The organism is Rahnella bruchi, from assembly GCF_003614975.1.
In the GTDB taxonomy this organism is placed as follows: domain Bacteria; phylum Pseudomonadota; class Gammaproteobacteria; order Enterobacterales; family Enterobacteriaceae; genus Rahnella; species Rahnella bruchi.
This window is the reverse complement of record NZ_QZWI01000018.1, coordinates 1-21,974: the sequence shown is the minus strand read 5'-3', so window position 1 is coordinate 21,974 and position 21,974 is coordinate 1. Positions and strand designations below refer to the sequence as shown.

17 protein-coding genes and 2 pseudogenes are annotated in these 21,974 nt (G+C 49.6%); 11 read left to right on the top strand and 8 right to left on the bottom strand.

The annotated features are described in order from the left end of the window. Positions 1-53: 53 nt before the first annotated feature. Positions 54-1,436 (bottom strand): radical SAM protein, encoded by a 1,383-nt coding sequence (locus D5398_RS21805; RefSeq protein ID WP_120509505.1) that lies wholly within the window; start codon positions 1,434-1,436, stop codon positions 54-56. Positions 1,437-2,516: 1,080 nt separating this feature from the next. Between D5398_RS21805 and D5398_RS21795 the strand changes: the two genes are divergently transcribed. After that, positions 2,517-2,780, top strand: a complete 264-nt coding sequence (locus tag D5398_RS21795; protein WP_120509503.1) for a hypothetical protein — start codon at positions 2,517-2,519, stop codon at positions 2,778-2,780. A gap of 284 nt (positions 2,781-3,064) precedes the next feature. Here the strand turns inward: D5398_RS21795 and rcnR are convergent, their stop codons facing one another. Continuing rightward, a complete protein-coding gene (gene rcnR / locus D5398_RS21790; RefSeq protein WP_120509502.1) occupies positions 3,065-3,337 on the bottom strand; it encodes a Ni(II)/Co(II)-binding transcriptional repressor RcnR in 273 nt (90 codons plus the stop codon). Between the two features lie 125 nt (positions 3,338-3,462). Between rcnR and D5398_RS21785 the strand changes: the two genes are divergently transcribed. Further along, positions 3,463-4,575: a nickel/cobalt efflux protein RcnA gene (locus D5398_RS21785; protein ID WP_120509501.1), complete on the top strand. Its 1,113-nt coding sequence runs from the start codon at positions 3,463-3,465 to the stop codon at positions 4,573-4,575. Positions 4,576-4,682: 107 nt separating this feature from the next. Here D5398_RS21785 and D5398_RS21780 read toward each other — a convergent pair. After that, positions 4,683-4,846: pseudogene (locus D5398_RS21780) on the bottom strand (RNA-guided endonuclease TnpB family protein); the annotation flags it as partial. Position 4,847: 1 nt separating this feature from the next. Between D5398_RS21780 and D5398_RS21775 the strand changes: the two are divergent. Further along, positions 4,848-4,985 (top strand): annotated as a pseudogene (locus D5398_RS21775) (IS3 family transposase); the annotation flags it as partial. A 52-nt stretch (positions 4,986-5,037) separates the two neighbouring features. On the opposite strand, the gene arfA reads toward D5398_RS21775, so the two are convergent. Beyond that, positions 5,038-6,558: an arabinosylfuranosidase ArfA gene (gene arfA / locus D5398_RS21770; RefSeq protein ID WP_120509500.1), complete on the bottom strand. Its 1,521-nt coding sequence runs from the start codon at positions 6,556-6,558 to the stop codon at positions 5,038-5,040. A 16-nt stretch (positions 6,559-6,574) separates the two neighbouring features. After that, the gene (locus D5398_RS21765) at positions 6,575-7,957 is read right to left on the bottom strand and encodes a glycoside-pentoside-hexuronide (GPH):cation symporter (protein ID WP_120509499.1); all 1,383 of its coding nucleotides are present in this window, start codon (positions 7,955-7,957) and stop codon (positions 6,575-6,577) included. A gap of 526 nt (positions 7,958-8,483) precedes the next feature. On the opposite strand from D5398_RS21765, the gene aspT (D5398_RS21760) reads away from it, so the two are divergent. The 6 genes from aspT (D5398_RS21760) to D5398_RS21735 all read left to right on the top strand — a co-directional run bounded on the left by aspT (D5398_RS21760) (position 8,484) and on the right by D5398_RS21735 (position 18,101). Continuing rightward, positions 8,484-10,184, top strand: coding sequence for an aspartate-alanine antiporter (gene aspT / locus D5398_RS21760; protein ID WP_120509498.1), 1,701 nt, complete (start codon positions 8,484-8,486; stop codon positions 10,182-10,184). 38 nt (positions 10,185-10,222) lie between these two features. Then, entirely contained in the window at positions 10,223-11,908 is a 1,686-nt protein-coding gene (gene aspT / locus D5398_RS21755; RefSeq protein ID WP_120509497.1) for an aspartate-alanine antiporter, read from the top strand. 84 nt (positions 11,909-11,992) lie between these two features. Further along, on the top strand, positions 11,993-13,657 hold the full coding sequence (locus D5398_RS21750) for a bifunctional aspartate transaminase/aspartate 4-decarboxylase (RefSeq protein WP_120509496.1): 1,665 nt from the start codon (positions 11,993-11,995) through the stop codon (positions 13,655-13,657). A gap of 738 nt (positions 13,658-14,395) precedes the next feature. Then, positions 14,396-16,114: an ABC transporter permease gene (locus D5398_RS21745; protein ID WP_120509495.1), complete on the top strand. Its 1,719-nt coding sequence runs from the start codon at positions 14,396-14,398 to the stop codon at positions 16,112-16,114. A 35-nt stretch (positions 16,115-16,149) separates the two neighbouring features. Beyond that, positions 16,150-16,941 carry an ABC transporter ATP-binding protein gene (locus tag D5398_RS21740; protein WP_120509494.1) on the top strand — a complete coding sequence of 264 codons (792 nt, stop codon included), beginning with the start codon at positions 16,150-16,152 and terminating at the stop codon, positions 16,939-16,941. Between the two features lie 452 nt (positions 16,942-17,393). Then, positions 17,394-18,101 (top strand): SOS response-associated peptidase family protein, encoded by a 708-nt coding sequence (locus tag D5398_RS21735; RefSeq protein ID WP_120509493.1) that lies wholly within the window; start codon positions 17,394-17,396, stop codon positions 18,099-18,101. Here D5398_RS21735 and umuC read toward each other — a convergent pair. Both umuC and umuD read right to left on the bottom strand, forming a co-directional pair. Continuing rightward, complete coding sequence (gene umuC, locus D5398_RS21730) at positions 18,098-19,363, bottom strand: translesion error-prone DNA polymerase V subunit UmuC (protein ID WP_120509492.1); 1,266 nt, start codon at positions 19,361-19,363, stop codon at positions 18,098-18,100. The genes D5398_RS21735 and umuC overlap by 4 nt on opposite strands. Further along, complete coding sequence (umuD, locus tag D5398_RS21725; protein ID WP_120509491.1) at positions 19,363-19,785, bottom strand: translesion error-prone DNA polymerase V autoproteolytic subunit; 423 nt, start codon at positions 19,783-19,785, stop codon at positions 19,363-19,365. Before umuD ends, umuC begins: the two co-directional genes overlap by 1 nt. Before the next feature lie 651 nt (positions 19,786-20,436). Here umuD and D5398_RS21720 point away from each other — a divergent pair. After that, a complete protein-coding gene (locus tag D5398_RS21720; RefSeq protein WP_120509490.1) occupies positions 20,437-20,922 on the top strand; it encodes a hypothetical protein in 486 nt (161 codons plus the stop codon). 50 nt (positions 20,923-20,972) lie between these two features. Next, positions 20,973-21,368, top strand: a complete 396-nt coding sequence (locus D5398_RS21715; protein ID WP_120509489.1) for a pyridoxamine 5'-phosphate oxidase family protein — start codon at positions 20,973-20,975, stop codon at positions 21,366-21,368. Positions 21,369-21,839: 471 nt separating this feature from the next. Here D5398_RS21715 and D5398_RS21710 read toward each other — a convergent pair. Further along, positions 21,840-21,974: transposase (locus D5398_RS21710; RefSeq protein ID WP_208646051.1), on the bottom strand; the 135-nt coding region annotated here is incomplete at its 5' end.

Genomic DNA, 21,974 nt, shown 5'->3' with positions numbered 1-21,974 from the left:
TATCGTTCATAAACACATGCAGCTACTGACTACTCTGCGGAAAAATCTTTTTCTCATTCCGGCTTGGTCACGGTATAGGTTCCGTGTTCAGCATGGTAGGCCTCGCCGTAGCCTTCGTCCTTCCATATTTTAATGGCATATTTCTCCCATTCTTTTGAAAGTGCATCCAATTCATGTGAGAACTTGAAGTAGCTGTCCGAACCTTCATGCTGGGGAGTGGCATGATGCTGTTGGATGTGCTCTCTGAACTTTTGCGGATTATCAATAATCGGACAGGGTTGCATGAGGTTATCATTGAAGGGGATCTGTTTTTTATAGCCCTCGAAGAAGGGGCTCTTAAGGATATCCACGATGGATTTTTCGCGGACATTATCCACTGAATAGGGCTGAAATACGCAGGGTTCAACGCCTCCCTTGGCATTAATGTGGAGGTAGTTGGCTCCCCCTGACATGCACCCATTGACTAAGAATCCGTGGTTCCAGAAATCGGCCAAAAAGGCTAAACGTCCGGATTGACGGAGCGCTTCTAGAAAATGAAAACGTTCATACCGTTGCTGGGCTGTCGGGACAAGGTCAAACGCGGCATCTCGCCCCATTGGCATATATTGAAATACCCAGGAATAGCTAATCCCCAGGTCGTTGATCATAAAGTCCCAAAAATCATGGCTGATAATTTGATCATGATTCTTGGAGGTCGCCATGATAGACGCCCCGCATAAAACGCCTCTTCGGTTGAGCCGCTCATACGCCGTGATGATTTTTTGATATGTCCCTTCTCCCCGCCTCCAGTCTGTCATGAGCTCATCCCCTTCAATCGATATGGTGACCGCCACATTCCCAAGTTTGGCCAGTTTATCGACGCGAGATTCCGTTAACAGCGTACCGTTCGTGAAGACCATGAAATAACAGTCACTGAATTTTTCAAACACCTTCATTAAGGGTTTATAAACAAAGGGTTCGCCACCCGTGAAGGTAAAAAAGCGAACGCCAAGGTCATAGAGCTGCTGAACGATATTGAATATCTCCTCTTCCGTGTAATGATATCTGTTGCCATATAATGCGGAGTAACATCCTTTACACTCCAGATTGCACTCATAGGTAGGGGAGATTAATATTAAAAAGGGAATGTGTGTTTCAAACTCCTCGCCTGCCGCATCACGCAAGGCCGTGCCTTCGACAATGTGATTAAAAATAAGATTTGAAATGAGCTTATTGCGTGAAGCGGGATTTAATTTTTTGATTGCCTGGATCCAGCCTTTAACCATGGGATCGTGGTCATGGCACATTTTAGCTAATGAAAGTAAATCCTCTTTACTGTCCTTTGAAATCCTTGCTCCGAGACGAAATATTTTTTCCAGCCCTGACTCATCCAGATGATGAAGTATTGTTGACAAGGCCACTGGCAATGCTTTTTTAGTTAAGGTGCCTAATATCATTATCATTCCTATAAGTGATAACACTCAATTAATATGCGTAAAACCCTAATAATTAAATCATGGGAATATGCCTTTAATAAATGCGCAAGGCTCTTATTACACTCACAGCGTTTTATAAATAAGTCATGTGAATTAAAAATATATCAACTGCAAATCAGATAGTTATTTGACGCTCCAAGCCTGTTTTAATATGGACGCTTATCCTATTAGCACTGAGGAGAGCAATCGCAATCATCCTGTTAAGATAAACTCACAAACAGAGCTCATCGTATATCCGTTTTATATTCATGATGGCGAAACTTAGATTTACCCTGAAAAAACTCATCTCAATATCTTGGTGTGAAACAGCAAGCCACTTTTAAAGTGCGCTCCAATCAACATTTAAATTTCGGCTATCTTTCTTTCGCCACACTCATGACGCCGAAACCTCTCAATCCTTCCATAGTCGGAGAATGACCATCTGAAAAATAGTCTTCAATACAAAGTAGTATTGTTCATAAAAGGGCGGAGTTCATTACTATTTCAAGACAAACTGCATCGATGACATGACTCATCGCCTTTAGGTATTCTGACTCATTTCATTCACCTGTCCCAAATAGCTATTATTATTTTTCGCACTATTTTCAAGCTTGGAAATTGCGAGTCTGGTAGTGTCTTAAAGTCACCCACGCCTTTATTTTCTCTGATATGATTTCTGTGTAGCAGGGGCTTGCATACCGCCTGATACGGTAAAGCGGCGGTAACGGGGCGTTACCGCCGTTTTCACCCTCCCCCCTGAGTTTCACTTCTTCTGACTCGCCAGTGCCCCTTTGAGTAAGGCAAAGGCTTTAAGACCAAAATGCTGTTCAAAGGCTTTACGTCCCTGAGAAGTGACTCTCAACGTCCGAGTCGCGGGCTGTCGGCTTAACCATTGGCGGTTTAGAAACATTTGCATCAGCTTCGCGCCCACTGTGCCTGAAATATGAGGCTGTCGTTCTGTCCAGTCGAGACACGTTTGCACAGAACGTTGCCTTCCTTCGCACATGCCAGTGCTATCCCCTGCATTTCAAACCAAGTTACCCCGGCGTCAGTGACGTAATAATGCAAGTTCCCGGCTTTTTCGAGCAGATTGCGGTCAACCATGGCCTGAGTAATAGCAATACCAGTCTGACCCGCAAGATGAGCATAACAGCACCGCGCAAAGCGAAGTTCTTTGGCAGCCGGACTGGGGGTTGTCTGCCATTAAGAAGCGACAGGGCCGACGGAGGCCAAATTTTCAAGCAACTGGGCTATGTGAGGGCCGGCAAGACGAAAATACCGATACCTGCCCGCCGCTTCCACACTAATCAGAACGCCATCGCGTAATTTCGCAAGATCTAAACTGAGGGTCTGGGCTATCACCCCTGCCGCCTCCGCCTAGACACAACGGGTAAATCATTTCGGGGGTAACTTGTCTCCCTCTGCTGAACGATATCTTTAATTGATAATGGTTGCCGCTTGGAAAACGAATAACATCTTAAAATAAGCCTGCTTTTTGTGCAGGATGTGCACCACACGTGGTGGTAACACATGGTTTCATTTGGTATTTTAACGTGTCAGAGAAGAAAGCAAATAAAAAGCACTGTTTCAAAAACGGGCGATTGGTGCGATTACTTAATATAGGAATCCAACACTTTCAGCACGACCTCAAGATCTTCTTCTCGTTTCTTTTCCTCAACTTCATGAACAATATGTTCTGTCAGATGCCCCTTAATTACCTCCCGCATTAATCCATTCACTGCCCCACGTATTGCTGCGATCTGTTGTAATACGGCGGCACACTCATGAGGTTCATCCAGCATTTTTTTCAACCCCACCACCTGCCCCTGAATCTTGTTTGTGCGGGCTATGATTTTTTGTTTATCACGGATCGTATGCGACATCCTGAAACCTCATTGAACAAAAAAACTCTCTCTGAAGTGTAGCATCATCATTTTACTGGGGGGTAGTATATACTACTGGGGGGGAGTATAATTCCAATCGCCACTTCTTACTAAGAATTATTATCATGAATGAATTTACAATCCTTATGCAGCAAGGACACACCTGGTTCTTCATTCCCAGTGCAATTTTACTCGGTGCTCTTCATGGGTTGGAGCCCGGGCACTCTAAAACCATGATGGCGGCCTTTATTATCGCTATCAGGGGCACTATCCGGCAGGCTGTCATGCTTGGACTGGCAGCAACCCTTTCACATACCGCGATCGTGTGGTTGATTGCATTCGGCGGAATGTATTTGAGCAATAAGTTCACCGCCGAATCTGCCGAACCCTGGTTACAGTTGGTTTCCGCAGTCATCATCCTCAGCACTGCTATCTGGATGTTCTGGCGGACCTGGAAAGGTGAAAAAAACTGGCTGGAAGGGATGCAGGAAAGTGAAAAACACCTTCATCATGACGAGTCACGTCTGATAGATACCGGTCACGGTAAAGTTGAGTTATCCATCTTTGAAGAAGATGAGTCCCCACATTGGCGGTTACGTACGCTCAGTGGCACAAAATGGGCAGCCCGCGAGGTTTCGTTAGTCACAATCCGAGAGGCAACTACGTTTTTACAGCTTTTTGAATTTATTGATAAAGGTGAATATTTAGAATCCAGATTGCCGATCCCAGAACCTCATAACTTTCGAGTTCGTCTTTCGTTAGGCCATCGGGGCAATGTCCATGATTATGATGTTGTCTACCATGAACACGAACATGATCACTCTTCTCTGGCAGGCCTGAATATAGATTCTAATGAATTTCAGGATGCTCATGAGCTGGCACATGCAAAGGACATCAATCGGCGCTTTACCAAAAATAAAGTCACGAACGGACAGATCCTGTTATTCGGCCTGACTGGAGGGCTTATTCCTTGTCCTGCTGCAATTACCGTATTATTAATCTGCATCCAGCTTAAAGCTTTAACTTTAGGAGCAACACTGGTTGTTTGCTTCAGCATTGGGCTTGCACTGACGCTGGTCACTGTCGGTGTTGGTGCTGCGTTGAGTGTCCGCCAGGTCGCAAAGCGCTGGGGTGGTTTTAAGAACATTGGAAGAAAAATACCTTATTTTTCAAGTGCTCTTATTGGATGCGTAGGGATTTATATGGGGATTCATGGGTATCTTGGCATCTTTGGCTAAGTAATCCACTGTTGCCATAGGTGAAACAAAGGAGAGCAACTTAACATCAGGGATGCGCCACTTTCCCTCTGAGAATGGTCTGCCGTGTGGTATTGAACTCCCTCGCCCAGTTTTGTCATAAATCCAGTCCAGCCAGCGTTCCAGATAGAACATGCCGGTCTGTGATTTTTGATCATGTTTGCCACTTTTGTGTCTCGACAATTACCGTTTGGTTTTCGTCAAAAATTGCGCGAAATAATTTATGTTGAAAGTCGGCACGAGCGCTGGCTACCAGAAAGCGAATATATAAAACCCGGGACATGACCCGGGCGGATAACTTCGATAACATTGAAGTGTTCTACAACCGAACCCGACGTCACAGTCATCTTGGTGGCGTCAGCCCTGAGGCCTTCGAAAAGGCCTCACCGTGAGGACAGAAAATCTCTACCGGAACGGGGTACTCCACTTGAGTTTTCTTTAACATTATTGATTCACATTCAGAACCACCATATTCCAACTCAATGACGGCAATGAAACTTGTTTGTTTATCCTTCCCTCGTCCGAAAGGGGGAGTATTTTAGGGATCACATTGTCGGGTTGTTCGAAAGTATTGCATGCATCCAGCTCATCTCCGTACAAGGCAACGTGACGTTCTATAGAGGTAACCCCGAAATCCTCTAAGTTGAAGGTGACATCAAATGCCTTTTCGGGATCCGTATTAAGCGCAAAGAAGGCAATTTGCTGTGTTTCTTCATTAAAAACGGCCGCGCTTTGAACCGTTTTCGACGTGCCGTGGACGGTATCAATTACCGGTACTCGCGCAAAATACCGTAACGCAACCCCTCGACCAAACTGGCTCACCATCTGGAAAGGCCAGAAAATTGTTTGTTTGATCGCTTCGCCACCGGGTTTCGTTAAAATGGGTGCTATGACGTTGACGAGCTGTGCCAGTGATGCCATTTTGACCCGATCGCAATGATTAATCAGCGAGCACATCAACCCCCCAAAAACGAGTGCATCAAGGAACGTGTAACGCTGCTCGAGAATGGGTGGCGCGACTTTATACAGACGCTTGTGATCTGTGAAATAGTCTTGCCAAGGTTCTCCATCAATCGACCAGATGTTCCACTCATCAAATGAAATCATCATCGTTTTCTTGGAGCGCAGTTTGGCTTTCACATAATCGGCGGTGGCGACAATGGTATGGATAAAGTTATCCATTTGCACAAAGGAAGCCAAAAAGTCTTGAGGGTTTGCGGTGCGGTTTTCAAAATAGTGATGACAGGAAAGGTAGTCGACCTGCTCGTATAACCCTTCGAGCACAATACGGTCCCACTCCGGGAAAGTGTGTTGCAAAGAGCTTGAACTCCCGCAGGCGACCAGTTTGATATCGCGGTCAACCCAGCGAAGGATCTTTGCTGTTTCACGTGCTTTTTTCACATAATCTTCAGCATCGAGATGGCAGGTCTGCCAGGCACCATCCATTTCATTGCCAAGACACCAAAGCTTGAAACCATAGGGTTTGTGGCGGCCATGTTGTTGGCGCAAATTGCTTAACGTCGTCCCTTCTTTGACATTGCAATACTCGATGAAGTACCCCGCCTCCTGAGGTGTCCCCGTTCCCAGATTGACCGCAATCATGGGCGTTATACTATTTTTCTCCGCCCATTCAGCGAACTCATGAATACCAAATTGATTCGTTTCCTTCGTTAACCAGGCATAGTCTAACCGCACAGGTCGCTGATCTTGAGGTCCGATACCATCTCGCCAGTGATAGCCAGAAACGAAATTGCCACCAGGATAGCGTACCGTCGAGATATTGAGCTCTTTGATCAGTTTGGCTACATCTTCGCGATATCCCTTTTCATCCGAAGATTTATGGCCAGGCTCATAAATCCCCGAATAGACTGCCCTCCCCATGTGCTCTATGAATGATCCATAGAGCGCAGGGTCCACGGCATCGATATAATTCTCTTTCTGAAATAGAAATTTAAGGTGTGTCATGGCATGTCTGCCCTATTTAATGTTGAAGAAAAAGATCGCGCTCGATAGTGTCCATCTGACTGGCGTTTAATTTATAAAACATATGGACATTCACCACGCTGATCACATACGCCACGGCAGGTATCCAGACCATCAATGCATAGATGCCATGAATGGCCTGCGGAGTTTGGGTGGCTGCATCGGCCTGGTATCCCGTCAGTGAAAGCACACCGCCCACAATAGCCCCGCCCACGGCCAAAGCGACTTTCAGGGTAAACAAGTTGCCAGATGCGCAAATGCCGCTGTAGCGCATGCCCATTTTCCAGTCGCCGTAATCATCCACATCGCCAATCCACGTCCAAAGAATGGGGCAACCAATTTGATGGACAACAGACAGGATAAAGAAATACACGAATACCGCGGTGATATTGCTGGCGGGGATAAAGTAAAACCCAAGCGTTATTAGCATCGCCAAAAATTTGGTGATCTTATAAACGGCGACTTTATCCCACCGCACAGTAAAATAGGGTGTGAGGAATGTCCCCACCATGCCGGATACCACAGAAAGTGCTAAAAAAAAGGTCGTCTGCATGTCATCGAGGTGCATGACGTATTTACCGAAGTAAATACAAGCTGCGCCGCGAACAAAGGAGGGAATACAATCAAGAAACATAGCCACCATGCAAACGATCCATTGATCGTTTTTCAATCCTTCCCGTAGCATGGTCGATAATTTCGTCTCACTGTAGTCATGCGGAATAATGCGTTCCTTTGTCGTGAGTGCACAAAAGAAGAATAGGACGACTGAAATCGCCGCAAATACGGTGATCACCCAAAAAAATCCTACTTGTTTATTCCCGTGACCAAAATAAGCCACAAGTGGGAGCAGCGTCAGGGTGCAAAATAAACTTGCAATGCCTGAGCCCAGAAAGCGAAATTGCTGACATGACACCCGTTCTTGTGAGTTTGTAGAAATGACACCACCCAGTGAGCAGTAAGGCATATTCACACCGGAATACAGCAGCGACAAGACGAGGTAGGTAATAAAAGCATACACGACCTTGCTCGTGCCCTCGAAGGCGGGTGTGTAGAACATGAGCATGCAGCTTAAGGCAAAGGGGATCGCGCACCCAATGATCCAGGGACGAAACCGTCCCCAGCGGGTGATTTTCTTGTCCATGTATGCGCCATACAGCGGGTCAAAAATCGCATCGAATATTCTTACCACCAAAAAGATGGCCGCGACGATACCGGGGGCGAGACCGAAAATGTCGGTATAAAAAAAGGAAAGAAACATGGTTATGGGGTTAAACAACATATTACAGGCGGCATCGCCTGATGCAAACCCCACTTTTTCAAAGAAACTTAATCGCTCCGTGCTGCTTCTCGCGTTAGCGCTGACAATGGTATTTACGCTCATGGCGCCCTCACTATTTTTTGTTATAAAACCCCACTTTATTTAAAAGGGCTGTTATTAATTTGCAGAGCATCAGAGGATTAAATATTTGGCAGATTAGTCCATGAATTTAACCAGTTAAAACTAGGCGTTTCTTTGCTAAGGGGAATGGCGTTATCGCTGTTATCCAGGGACCGTTTTGGACCGGATTATTTATTAAACGGGTTTGTCTGTTTCTGCCAGGTGTGAGTGTTCATTTTCAACCTTTCACGACATTCGCATGACCTTATTCAAATCACAGAAATAAGCCGGGGATAACATCTGGCCATAAGGGAGACAATGACCATACTTACTCTGCGGGGTTACATCGCCGTAACGTCTCCCGTCAAAAAGACTGTTCCTGGACACATTTCGCGACTTTCTTTCTATTACTCAGACCTCTGCTATATTTCGTTAAGGCATCAGAAAAAACATTTGATTAACAATATTGTCACCTGAAGGTGCCATCACCTTCTTCAGTCGGGATCACCTCATCACCCAGGGATTTTCAATGTCTGGCAACTTGATCACCTTCATAACACAGACGTTACAAACAGTGCCCGGTCTGGCCATTTTTCTGGCATTAACATTGGGCTATGCCATCGGGCAAATTCGTCTGGGGCCGATCCAGCTCGGCGGTGTATGCGGAACACTGATTGCCGCATTATTCATTGGTCAGCTGAATATTCCCGTCGATGCTGACATCAAAAACATCTTCTTCATGCTGTTCATCTTTGCGCTGGGTTACAGCGGAGGCCCGCAATTCTTCGCCAATCTGAATGCCAAAAATATCCAGCTAGGCCTTTTTTGTCTGATTGAGGTCGTGGTGGTGCTCGGGCTGGTTCTGACCGCCACCGTCGTGATGCATCTGGATCCGGGCACGGCAGCGGGTATGATGGCCGGTGCGGCGACCGAATCTGCGGTAGTCGGTACCGCAACCGATGCGATTTCCCGCCTTAACCTCCCTGCCAGCGAAATCATTCGTCTGCAAGGCAACGTCGTCACCGCCTATTCCATCACCTACATCTGCGGTCTTATCACCATTGTCATTGTCACCAGTCAGATTTTCCCGCTGATTATGCGCACCAATCTGCGCGAAGACGCCGAGAAACTGTGGAGGGAAATGGGTGGCCAGGTCGATGCGGAAGGCATCTCCGCATTGCCTACGGTGGTCGGGCGCGTTTACCGGCTTCAGGCCGGAGCAGGCAAAAGTGTTGACGACCTCCAGCAACGCCTGGGTCAGGGAAGCAGCATTGTGCGCGTACAGCGCAACGGCCGCACGCTGGCGCTTTCCCCTTCCCTCCGGCTTCGCAGGAACGATCAGGTTTTGCTGGTGGGATATCGCGGAACGGTCATTGAAATGTCCAGGATCCTGGGCAGCGAAGTCGCCGATACCAATTCCCTCACGGCCGCCCTCGACACTTACCATGTGATCCTACTCGAACCGACGATGGCTAACCGCGAACTGCGCGACCTGGAATTGCCGACAGGCGTGCATGTGGCTGCCGTTTTGCGTGGCGACGCGATGTTACCCGCGCTTCCCGCCACCCGTTTGCAGGTTCACGACGTGTTGCAAATTTATGATGCTAATCCCGGCCGCGCCACGCTGGCGGCACCGGTGCTGAGCAAAATCGGCAAAATGATGCCCGATAAGCTGGCCAGTAATCTGGCGATCGTCGGGCTGGTGATTGCGCTGGGCACCTGGCTTGGCAGTTTCAAACTGAACATTGGCGGCATTGATTTCTCCGCGGGTACCGGCGGCGGCGTGTTGATCGTCGGATTAGTGATGGGCTGGTATCACGCCCGCCGCGCCGATCTGCATTCGGTCAATGGTGATGCCCTGACGCTGCTCAAAGACCTTGGCCTTGCCGGATTTATCGCCGGTGTCGGGTTGTCATCCGGCCCGCAGGCGCTCTCTCTCATCATGCAATACGGCATCACGCTGCCCCTGCTCGGCGTGGCTATCGCGATTATTCCGGCGTCCGTCTCACTGGTCGTCGGCCATTTTTGGCTTAAGCTCCGCGCGCCTGTGTTACTGGGTGCGATCGCCGGACAACAGTGCAGCACGCCTGCACTGAGCGCCATACAAAATGCGTGTGGAAATTCCACACCGCTGCTGGGTTACACCATTACTTACGCGATTTCCAACGTTGTGCTGCCCCTGATGGGGCCGTTAATTGTCGGGCTGGCCAGTTCGCTTCAGCCTCTTTAGTCGTTCATTTTTATTATCCCTGTAACTGAGGTACGCACATGAACTGGTTACACGAATTGTTCCAAAAATCCCCCGAGATTGCGTTGTTTTTCTCCATCGCGGCGGGCTATTACATTGGCAAAATCAAGTTTGGTAAGTTTCAGCTGGGTGGGGTCGCGGGTTCGCTGCTGGTGGCGGTATTAGTCAGTCAGGTGGGTGTCGAAATTGATAACGGGGTGAAATCGGTCATGTTTGCCCTGTTTATCTACGCGGTGGGTTATGAAAGCGGACCGGATTTCTTCCGGTCTTTGGGCAAGCAATCCATCAAAGAGATCATTCTGGCGGCGGTGCTGGCCATCACCGGTTTGCTCACCGTGGTGGTGCTCGCGAAATGGTTTGATCTGGACAAAGGTCTGGCCGCGGGCGTTGCCGCCGGTGCGCTGACGCAGTCCGCCATCATTGGTACCGCGGGTGATGCCATTGCCAAACTCGGGCTGGCTCCCGAGGAAGTCACACGGCTGCAAGGCAACGTGGCGATTGGTTACGCTGTCACGTATGTCTTCGGGTCATTCGGCGCGATTTTGGTTTGTGTGAACTTACTGCCGAAATTCATGGGCCGCACCATCAAAGAAGATGCGCTGAAAGCGGAAAACGCCCTGCAGACCGGGGTTCGTGTTTACGGGCCGGGTCAGGAAGCGGCTGCCCCGGATCTCGTTGGCCGTATTTTCAAACTGCCTGCCAATACGACGGATACCGTGCAGGTTCTCGAACACACCACCGATATCCCGCTCACCATTGAGCGCGTGAAACGCGGCAAGCAAATCATGGAACCGACTCCGGATATGCCGCTGCAACCTGACGATATCGTGCTGGTCGTGGGACGTCGCTCTGCCATCGTCGCGGTCGCCGGGCGTCTGGGCAAAGAATTGCAGGACGAAGAAGGCATGGAACTGACCATGCAGAAGCGGGATGTGGTCATCACCAATAAAGCGCTCGATAAACGCACCTTTGGCGATATCCGCGAGGCTGTGGCGAAAGATGTGCGTCACGGTGTGTACGTGTCGCAGATTTCCCGTCAGGGCAAAGCGCTGCCTCTGGAACCTGAAACCCTGCTGATGCTCGGTGACGTGGTGACAGTGTTTGGTGCTGAAAATGATGTGAAACGCGTGGTGGATAAAGCCGGTCATGCCATCGTGCCGAGTGCCAAAACGGACTTCGTTTATATGGGCGCAGGTCTGGTGGTTGGTCTGCTGGTCGGCATGCTTACCGCAAAAATCGGCTCTATCCCTCTGACGCTGGGCAGCGGCGGCGGTGCGTTGTTATCCGGCCTGCTGTTTGGCTGGTTCCGTTCCCGTCGTCAGTCATTCGGTTACATGCCCTCCGGGGCGGTTCAAATATTGAAAGATTTAGGTCTGGCGGCGTTTGTCGTGGTCGTCGGTATTTCTTCCGGCCTGCAGGCGGTGCAAACCGTTGAAAGCCAGGGGCTTAAGATCCTCATTATTGGCGTTGTCGTCACCATCCTGCCGTTAGTGCTGACCATGCTGTTTGGTCGCTATGTGTTGCGCTACAACAACACCGCGATTTTTGCCGGTGCGCTCAGCGGTACACGCAGCGCCAATCCGGCATTTGGTGAGGTACTGGATAAAGCCGAGAACACCATTCCCACCGTTCCGTTTGCCATCACCTACGCACTGGCCAACGTATTTTTAACCCTGCTGGGGCCGCTGGTCGTGGCATTTGTATAACCAGGTACTGTTCTGCGAATCGTCAGTCCCGGTCGAACCGGGCTGGCAAATTACGTTCTTAATGATACAGCAAGGAGTAGTGACATGAATTTTGACGACCCCGAGAAGCTGGCGCTGTTAAGCCCGTTTGAACTGAAAGATGCGCTGATGCATCAGGCGGTGCAGAGCAATCAGTTAATGTTGAATGCAGGCCGCGGAAACCCCAACTTTCTTGCAACCACCCCGCGCCATGGTTTTTTCCAGTTTGGCTTATTTGCGATGACCGAAGCCGAACGCTCGTACATGTATATGGATCATGTCGGCGGATTCCCTAAACGCGAAGGCATTGAGGCAAGATTCGAATTATTTGCCAAACAGCATGAAACGAATCCCGGCGTGCGCTTTATTGAAGCCGCCGTCTCCTACGTGCGCGACCAGATGGGGCTGGATGCCGGTGATTTCATTTACGAGATGTGCGAAGCGATTCTGGGCTGTAACTACCCGGTGCCTGACCGCATGTTGAAGATGACGGAGGTCATTGTCGGCAAGTACATCCACAATGAAATGGTCGGTAACTATCCGTTTGTCGGCAAATTCGATATGTACGCGTTGGAAGGCGGCACCGCGGCGATGACATACCTGTTCGCCAGCCTGAAGGCCAACCACGTCATCAACGAAGGCGATACCATTGCCCTCGGTATGCCGATCTTTACGCCTTACATCGAAATTCCGGAACTCAGTGATTACAACCTGAAGACCATCCACATCGATGCACCGCAATCCAATAAGTGGCAGTACACCACTGCTGAACTGGACAAATTACTCGATCCGAAAGTCAAAGCATTCTTCCTTGTGAACCCGAGCAACCCGCCGGCGGTGAGAATTGATGATGAGACGTTGCGTTATATCGCGGAAATCGTGAAAAAACGTCCAGACCTGATCATCCTCACTGATGACGTTTACGCCACCTTTGCCGACAACTTTGTCTCTCTGTTTGCGATCTGTCCATACAACACCATTCTGGTGTATTCGTTCTCCAAATACTTTGGGGCAACGGGCTGGCGTATGGGCGTGGTGGCGACGCATGAAGACAACATCATTGATAATATTATCGCCAATTTGCCCGCGGCCAAGAAAAAGCAATTGGATCACCGTTACTCCTCCATTACCACGGAACCACGCAAACTCAAGTTCATCGACAGGCTGGTTGCCGACAGCCGTACCGTAGCGCTGAACCATACCGCCGGTCTTTCCACGCCGGTGCAGGCACAGATGACGTTATTCTCACTGTTTTGTCTGATGGATGAGCCGGGTGCTTACAAAGCCGAAATGAAGCGTATCGTACTGCGCCGCCAGGAAGCATTGTATCGCGAGCTGGGGCTGCCTATGCCGCAGGATCAAAACTCGGTGCGCTACTACCACCTGCTGGACATGGAAGAACTGGCGACCCAGATGTACGGTGCCGACTTTGTGAAGTGGATGATGGCAAGGCTAAAACCGAATCAGGCGCTGTTCAGGCTTGCCGAGGAAACCGGCGTTATCTTGCTGCCGGGCAAAGGATTTGGTACGCCGCACCCGTCATGGCGTGTGTCGCTGGCCAACCTCAATGAGTATGACTATGCCAACATCGGTAAAGCGATTCGCAGATTGTCTCGTGAGTATTACGATAAATTCATCGAGGCGACCAGTGCCAAAGAACCGGCACCTGCGGTCAAAGCCGTGAAGGTTGTGGCGGCTGCAAAACCTAAAGCCAAGAAAAAACCTTCGTAAACAGTCTGAGCGTCACCACTGGCAGCGGTTCGGTTGCGCTGCTGCCAGTTCTCCCCCTAAAGCGACGTATTCTTTATTTTTCTACGCAAAGCCTTTCGAATTAAATTCTCTCTGATAAATCCTCTCCAATTGTGTGCATATATACGTTTTGTTTAATATTCCCCTGATAGTATCCCGGTACAATTAATAATAAATCCAGTGAGGACGCGTATGTTAAACGATGAACCCCCGTCGGGTATTCCGACCACTCCCTGATTATCCTCAGCACCGGTCAGTGTCTGTAAGGATAATCAGAGCCACAAGCCCGATAAATGACGGGCGAAGATTATCTTTATTTCGATGCTGTTATATCGAGGTGCTTTATGCTGTTGAAAAAATTTATTTCCCCAATGTTCCTGAAGACGATAAGCTCTTCATCTCTTAGCGATACGCTCGCCACTGCAGGCATGACAGCCCCGGCTATTCGGCCGCCGCGCACCCTTCCGTTGTTCCTGACTCTAAAGCATTACTTTTCAACCCATTACCAACGTGCGGTTAAAGCACACATCGATAGCCTTCTCCCCTGAGAGGGTGACACGCATTAGGGTAACAACGTCTAAATTGTTACCCTAATGGATACTTTTTTAAATTGAATACGGTGTAAAAATAACTCCATTGCTATGGAGGGGTTAATTGCGCCCTATTCTCTCTGCTCATCGATTTTTATCGATATAAAAATTCCAACTGAGAATTAACATTATGCAGAAGAACAATCCTATTATGGGCCGGAAAAAATTCGGCCTGGATGATGTGATTATCATCTCAATACTGTGTCTGTTAGCGGGGTTATTCATTTATGGCTGGCAAGGTATGCATACGCCTTTTGATGGGAGTACGATGCCGGCAATTACTCAAGATTATAAAGACTTACCTTATTACACCTTACGTACCACCCTGCGTCTGGTGATTGGATTAGTGTTCTCATTACTTTTTACGGTGGTATTCGCTGTACTTGCTGCAAAATATGCAGCGATGCGCCGCGTTATTTTGCCCTTCGTCAACTTCATGGAATCCGTTCCTCTCCTTGGGTTTTTAACCTTCACCACCGCCTTCTTCCTGGGTCTGTATCCGCACAGCGTGATGGGTCTTGAAGGGCTCGCCATCTTTGCCGTCTTTACCGGGCAGGCGTGGAATATGATGCTGACGATGTATCAGACGCTGCGCGTTGTCCCCAACGAACTCACCGAAGTCTCCTGCGCGTTTCAGTGCAACCCCTGGCAGCGATTCTGGCGACTGGGATTTCTCTATTCCTTCCCTGGGTTGCTCTGGAACACCATGGTGTCTCAGTCTGCGGCATGGTTTGCACTGATTGCCTCCGAGATGCTGACGATTGGCGACAATAACGTCAATCTACCCGGTATCGGATCGTGGTTGGGTCATGCCATTGATGCGGGGAGTATCCACGGGGTGCTGTGGGGCGTTCTGGCCCTGGTGGTGAACATCGTGCTGTTTGATCAGTTACTTTTCCGCCCGCTGGTGCGCTATGCCAGCCAGTTTAAGTACGAGGATATCACCTATGCGGAACGGCCGACCTCCTGGTTTTATAATTGCCTGGAGCGTTCGCTTACGGGTCAACAGCTCGGCAAACTGGGCGCCTCATTCAGTCGGTTTTGGCTGTTTACCTTGCCGAAAGCGTGGTACCTGCTGGGGTTGAATCGACTCTTTAATTTTCTGGGGGTACTCAACTGGCTGTGGGCAAGCCTGTGGTATCTGGCGATTGCTGTCGCCTGCTTGTATTACGGTCATCTTTTGTGGGGTTATCTGCCCTTCCAGTACCTCTCACAGCTCCCTGAATGGATGGGACTGACGGCGGCCCGGGTGATCATCGCCATGCTGTTAAGCATTGTGATCTTCACGCCGCTGGGCGTTTGGATTGGCCTGCGGCCAAAGTGGGTGCGTTTTTTCCAGCCTATCATTCAGATCATGGCAGCGATCCCTTCGAATGTTTTCTATCCGATAGTCACCATCATTCTGATCACCTGGCACCAAAGTCTCAATGCCTGGACGGTGCCAATGATCATGCTGGGCACGCAATGGTACGTTTTGTTTAACGTGATTGCCGGGGCGTCTGTTATCCCAAGTCAGATGGTGGATGTGAGCCGGGTTTTTGGTGTGAAAGGGTGGATGTGGTGGAGCAAGTATATTTTGCCTGCCGTTTTCCCGTACATCGTGACAGGCATCATTTCAGCCGCCGGCGGGGCCTGGAACGCGGCCATTGCCGCTGAAGTGCTCAATTGGGGTGACGTCACCCTGAAAACGGAGGGGTTGGGCGCATTCATTTCCACCACCACCGATGCCGGATTGAATCCTGAGGCTGCGCTGGGCTGTATTGCGATGTGCTTTATGGTTGCCCTGTGCGTGATTTTTATCTGGCAGCCACTTTATCGCTTTGCAGAAACGCGGTTCAAATTTGACTAACTCGCTCAGAAACCTATTAAAGCCGAGAATATGACATGAACAATACTCGTACTGTTTTAGAAATTAAAAACGTGTCCAAATCTTTTCAGAAAGGACATAAGCATACGCAATGCGTACTGGATAATATCAATCTGGACGTCAGAGAAAATGAAATCGTTGCCTTGCTGGGAAGGTCTGGCTCAGGGAAATCCACCTTACTGCGGATGATTGCCGGGTTGGTCGACAGCAGCTTTGGCTCCATTGTGTGTAATGACCAGCCGGTGACCGGCCCCTGCCCGGATACCAGCATGGTCTTTCAGACGTTTGCGCTCTTCCCTTGGCTCACTGTGTTTGGGAATGTCTCCTTTGGCCTGCCGGCATTAGGGTTGCCGGCCAATGAGGTGAACCGCAGAACGGTCGATATGATCGACCTGATTGGTCTGTCGGGTTATGCGGAGGCCTATCCGAAGGAGCTATCCGGAGGAATGCGCCAAAGGATAGGGTTTGCGCGGGCGCTGGCGGTAGAACCGCAGCTGTTGTTGCTTGACGAACCCTTCTCGGCACTCGACATTTATACCGGCCATAAGCTGCGTCAGGATCTGCTGGAGCTGTGGGAAAAACATTACATCAAAACGAAATCGATGATTCTGGTGACCCACGATATTGAAGAGGCCGTAATGCTATGCAACCGCGTGCTGTTATTGACGGGGTCACCCGGCACCCTCACAGATGAATTCAGTATCGATATTCCCCGCAAGATCCGCACGCAGGAAAATACCAAAGCATTGGTGGATACCATTAGCGAAACATTGAACCGCAAGATCGCCCTCACTACACCGCGGCTTTAATGCAACGGACACGCCGATAGGTCTCTATCCGTCAGACTGACCCTGCTCGTATGTCCCTCTATTCCCTCATTATGAAGGGATAGAGGGACATACCGCGATGTGTTTCCCCTTTTTTTCGAACCTGCCCCCCTCTTCATGACAATATTACCGAGTGCCCAAGAGAAATGCATTTTGAACGCGCACTCATGTCGCAAGATTGCATTCTTGCAGACGCTTACCAGAGCAGAGTGGCATTTCTTCCCACTCTGCGAAGTGTTGTATGAGCAGTTTCCGCCGAAATAATTTGCGCCCGTGCTTCAGCCTCTTGTTGAGTTATCCTCCTTTTTACACTTGCGCGATATCCCTCCCTATTTCTTTTGAAAGATAAGGTTCTCGCATCCCCACCTCTTTCTGGCGGACACGCTGTCAAGGCAGCAAGCTATACTTAAAAAACGTATAACGGAGGATCTGATATGTGCGGACGTTTCACTCAGTACGAGCCCCGCTCGCATTACATCGACGTCCTGGCACCTGACAAAACGTTCGCCAGCGGCATTGATGATATCCCGCTCGGCCGTTACAACGTCACGCCGGGTACGCGCGTTCTCCTGCTCAATCAGCGAGATGATAAAATCTATCTCGATCCCGTGAAGTGGGGTTACCAGCCGGGTTGGGCGAAGGAGTCAAAGCGGCCACCGATGATCAACGCCAGGGTAGAAACCGTCGCAACGAGCCGGATGTTTAAACCGCTCTTCGAACAGGGCCGCGCGCTTGTCATGGCAGACGGGTGGTATGAATGGAAAAAAGATGCGAACGACTCAAAGATCAAGCAACCCTATTTCATCCACCACGCATCGCATACACCGCTGTTCTTCGCTGCAATAAGCCGGTTTCACCCTGATGCGCCAGAAACGCCGGAGGAAGATGGCTTTGTTATCGTGACAGCCGCGAGCGATGAGGGGTTGGTCGATATCCACGACCGGCGCCCGCTCGTTCTTGACCGTGCACAAGCGTTAGAATGGCTGGATGGCAATACGTTACCTGAGAGGGCACTTGAGATTGCAGAAAAGGAGTCGTTGCCCCCAGCACAATTTACGTGGCAGCCGGTCACGAAGAAGGTAGGCAACATCAGGAACAACGGGGCTGACTTAATCGAACAGATCAGTGATCCATTGCTTTAAACTTTGACGCGCATCAGGTCGCTGAAGCGGGTGGTGTAGGCCGGTGAAAGCATCTGCCGTTTCATCTCCCATGACTTTTGTATGCCCTGTCCGGCGAACCACACCCGCCCTTTTCCGCTGTGGTTGATCCCATCAAGCACGGCCATAAGCTGTTCACTGTTTGACCGCGGCTTGTACTCATCAAATAAGCCGAGTTGCGCCACACCCTGGCTGTAAAAGTCGCCTAGCATGACCCCGCACTTTTGAAACCGATGACCCTCCTGCCAGATGGCATCAAGGCATTTCGTCGCGGCAGCCACGATATCCCGGCTGTCCTGCGAAGGGATCTGGATCTTGGTGCCCGCCGTCTTTCCGTAGTACACCTCATTGACGGCGAACGGACTGGTTTTAATAAACGCTGAGATATGACGACAGAACTGCCGCTCGCCGCGGAGTTTTTCTGCTGCACGCATAGCATGGCTGCATATGGCTTCGCGCATCAGGTCATATTCTGTGACCCGATCACCAAATGACCGGGAACAGACGATTTGCTGCTTGGTCGGTGCGAATTCCTCGAGCTCGAAGCAGGGTTCACCGCGCAGCTCCCTTACCGTTCGCTCGAGCACGATACTGAAATGTTTTCGGATGAGGGGCGTCGGCGCATCCGCCAATTGAAGCGCCGTATTGATGCCCATTGCGTTGAGTTTTTTCGCTATTCGTCTGCCGACACCCCATACCTCCGAGACGTCGACCAACGCCATGAGTTTTCGCTGCCGGATGAGCGGTGAGAGATCAACAACGCCGCCGGTCTTCGTCCATGTTTTGGCGGCATGATTTGCCAGCTTCGCCAGGGTCTTCGTTGGTCCGATACCGACCCCAACCGTCAGGCCTGTCCACAGCAAGACTTTCGCCCGCACCTCCCGCCCAAAGTCCTCCAGGTTCTGGCAGTTGCTGACCCCTTGAAGATTCATGAAGGCTTCGTCAATGGAGTAGACCTCCACCGCAGGAGACATTTCTTCCAGCACGGTCATAACCCGCGAACTCATGTCGGCGTACAGCGCGTAGTTACTGCTGAACGTTACAATATTGTGACGCTCGAACAGGTCACGCATTTTAAAAAAGGGCGCGCCCATCACGATACCCGCCTTCTTGGCTTCCCTGTTGCGGGCAATGACACAGCCGTCGTTGTTGCTGAGCACCACGACAGGTCGTCCTTTGAGATCGGGTCGGAACACCGTCTCGCAACTGGCGTAGAAGCTGTTGACATCGGCGAGGGCAAACATTACTGAAACCCGTTGATGCTGAACGTGACGACCCCGAACACTTCCAGTTCATCGCCGCCATCATGCAGCACGATGGGTGGGAAATCCGGGTTCATGGGGATCAGTTGAAAGACCGGATGCGTACAAAGGCGTTTGACCGTGTACTCACCGGCCAGTGAAGCGATGATGATGTCTCCATGCTTAGCTTGCAGACTGCGATCCACGACAAGCAGCGAACCTTCATAGATACCGGCATCGACCATACTCATCCCGGTCGCCATCACGAAATAGGTGGCGGCAGGGTGATTGATACACAGCTCATTTAAATCAATCCCTTTCTCGATGTAGTCCTGTGCAGGGGACGGAAAGCCCGCGTGAACCTTGTCCTGGAACAAAGGGATAAGCAGCTTTCGCGGGTCGGAAATGGGGTAAAATACGTTCATCATGCACACTCACAATAACTGGTTATGCATACAGTATAATCATGAGTCTCACCGTCTGAAAAGTCCGGGTTAGGATATTTCTGTTATACCGCTGATCGGCAAAGAAAGAATGTTTCGGGCGATACTCCGGTTTTTGACGTTGTCCTTTCGGCAAATACGCCAGGGAGGTGATATCAGGCAGGAGGTGAGAATGGCTTCTCATCGGCTTGCCAGAAGGCCTCCAGCATCGAAAAACGTTGTCCAACGTTTCGTCTCCGCTGCCCTGCAGTCAGGATATTACAGCAGTGTTCACCCAGGTGTTTCTCCCCCTTCCCCTCCCCGATGTGCGCCTACATTTTTCGGTTACCGGGGTTTTCCCCGCTTCAAAAGCAGGCGCTTCTCGCCGTAGTCCTTCGGGATTATCATGAAAATAAACGTTGATAACGATAATCATTCTCACTAATATCGTTTAATGTTTAGTCATGGAGGGTTAACAATGGTCAAGAAAACCATCTCAACGCGTTCTTTTGCCTTCGGGGAATTAATTAGGCAAGCCAGAGCGATGAACATCGTGGAAGATGCCTGTAAACCGACATCTCCTTCATCAGAGTATGTGCCGGTATCCTGTGGCCCTGCGCTAATACTGATACGTATCGAAAAGGGAGACAAATAATGTTTCCGACACTGTCATCCTCCATTTCTTATTTAAGCGAGTGGGAAGACATTATTGATGAGGGAAATGTAGCCTACGAATGTCTGCAAAATGAAGAGGCGTTGGCGCTTTATCAAAAAGCGCTCGTATTGGCACAGGACATGGTGGCCAGAAAATTATGGTTAATCGATTCAGAGACTGTCGGGTATGTGATGCTGAAAATATTTGAATCCTCCCTCGCTGCGCTTATCGTGACACATAATAATCTTGCAAATCTCTATATTCGCCTCGGTGACATGGAGATGGCAAAAGTGTCACTGCTTCGCTCGCATACCGCTATGTTCCAGCTCCTCACGGAGGGATCACTTAATGAGGAGATGCTCAGTATTGCTGAACGTCATTACCAAAGACTTCAGGAGGATATGATTATTTTCCTGCGTGAGAATCCTTCCAGTAGCGAGAATGCCCCCTCACTTTCTTTTCCGCCACCGCCGATGTTTCATTAATTCCCCCAGAATGATGAACATCACAACATCCCACAATAAAAGGAGTTTTTATGAAAAAATTAACGGCATCCATGATTGCCATGTTAGCGAAACAACTTCCGATCCAGGCGACAACCAGCAAGGGAGGCATCCCGGATATTGGCCCTAAGCGTTCTCTACGTAAATATGATGAAAGCACGTTGATCTACAATGAAAATACGTGCGGTCAAACCTTGCAAAATATTATCGACGGTTCAAAAATGGCAGTGGCGATTATTAACAGAGAAAGGCTCGATGGATATCGATTTGTGGGTAGCCCCGAGATATTTTGTGAGGGCGAACCCTATATAGATTCCCTTGAGTTTGCCAAGAGAAACGGTATGGCCCCGCCTAAATTTGCCATTCTTATCCATCTTGAAAACATCTACTCCCTGAGTTCGGGTAATACTGCAGGGAAAGAATTGTAATTGCCCAATATAATACCTCTGGCACCTGGGGAACATAGCTCTGTAGACGCATAAAATAGATAATAACGTGCTGCTCCCCTTTATTATGCAACGTCACCTCCCTCTCTTTATTATCGCGTCGATAATTGAGGGCGATCTCACTTTGCTTACACGGACAGCAACACAGTCAATCTCCACTTAACGCATTGGATCAGCGTGAGCGGTCAACGCTGTCAGCCAGGCACCGGGGAGACTTTGGGGAATACTTCAAAGTATTCATTCGATCCGTAAAGCGGCAATACCAAAAACATCAGTGCGGCGCCTCCGCTTTCATAATTTACGGCCAGATCCCCCTGACGGGTAAGAAAAATGGTGTGATTCCACCACTGACACCCGACACTCATGTCCGGCGTGCAATTTTTAGCATTTGCCCCGTAAACCCTCGCCCAGTCTGAACTGACCCCATAAAGTCGGACGGGGATATAAGGGGTGCTAATCAGGGGTTTTCTGTAATTCAACATACGCTTTCAGTGTTTCAATTGTTGCTCCGCCAGCGCTACAGGCAAAGTAGGAACGTGACCAGAGCACTCCGGCATTACTTTGCTTGCAAAGATGGGTATTTAAAAT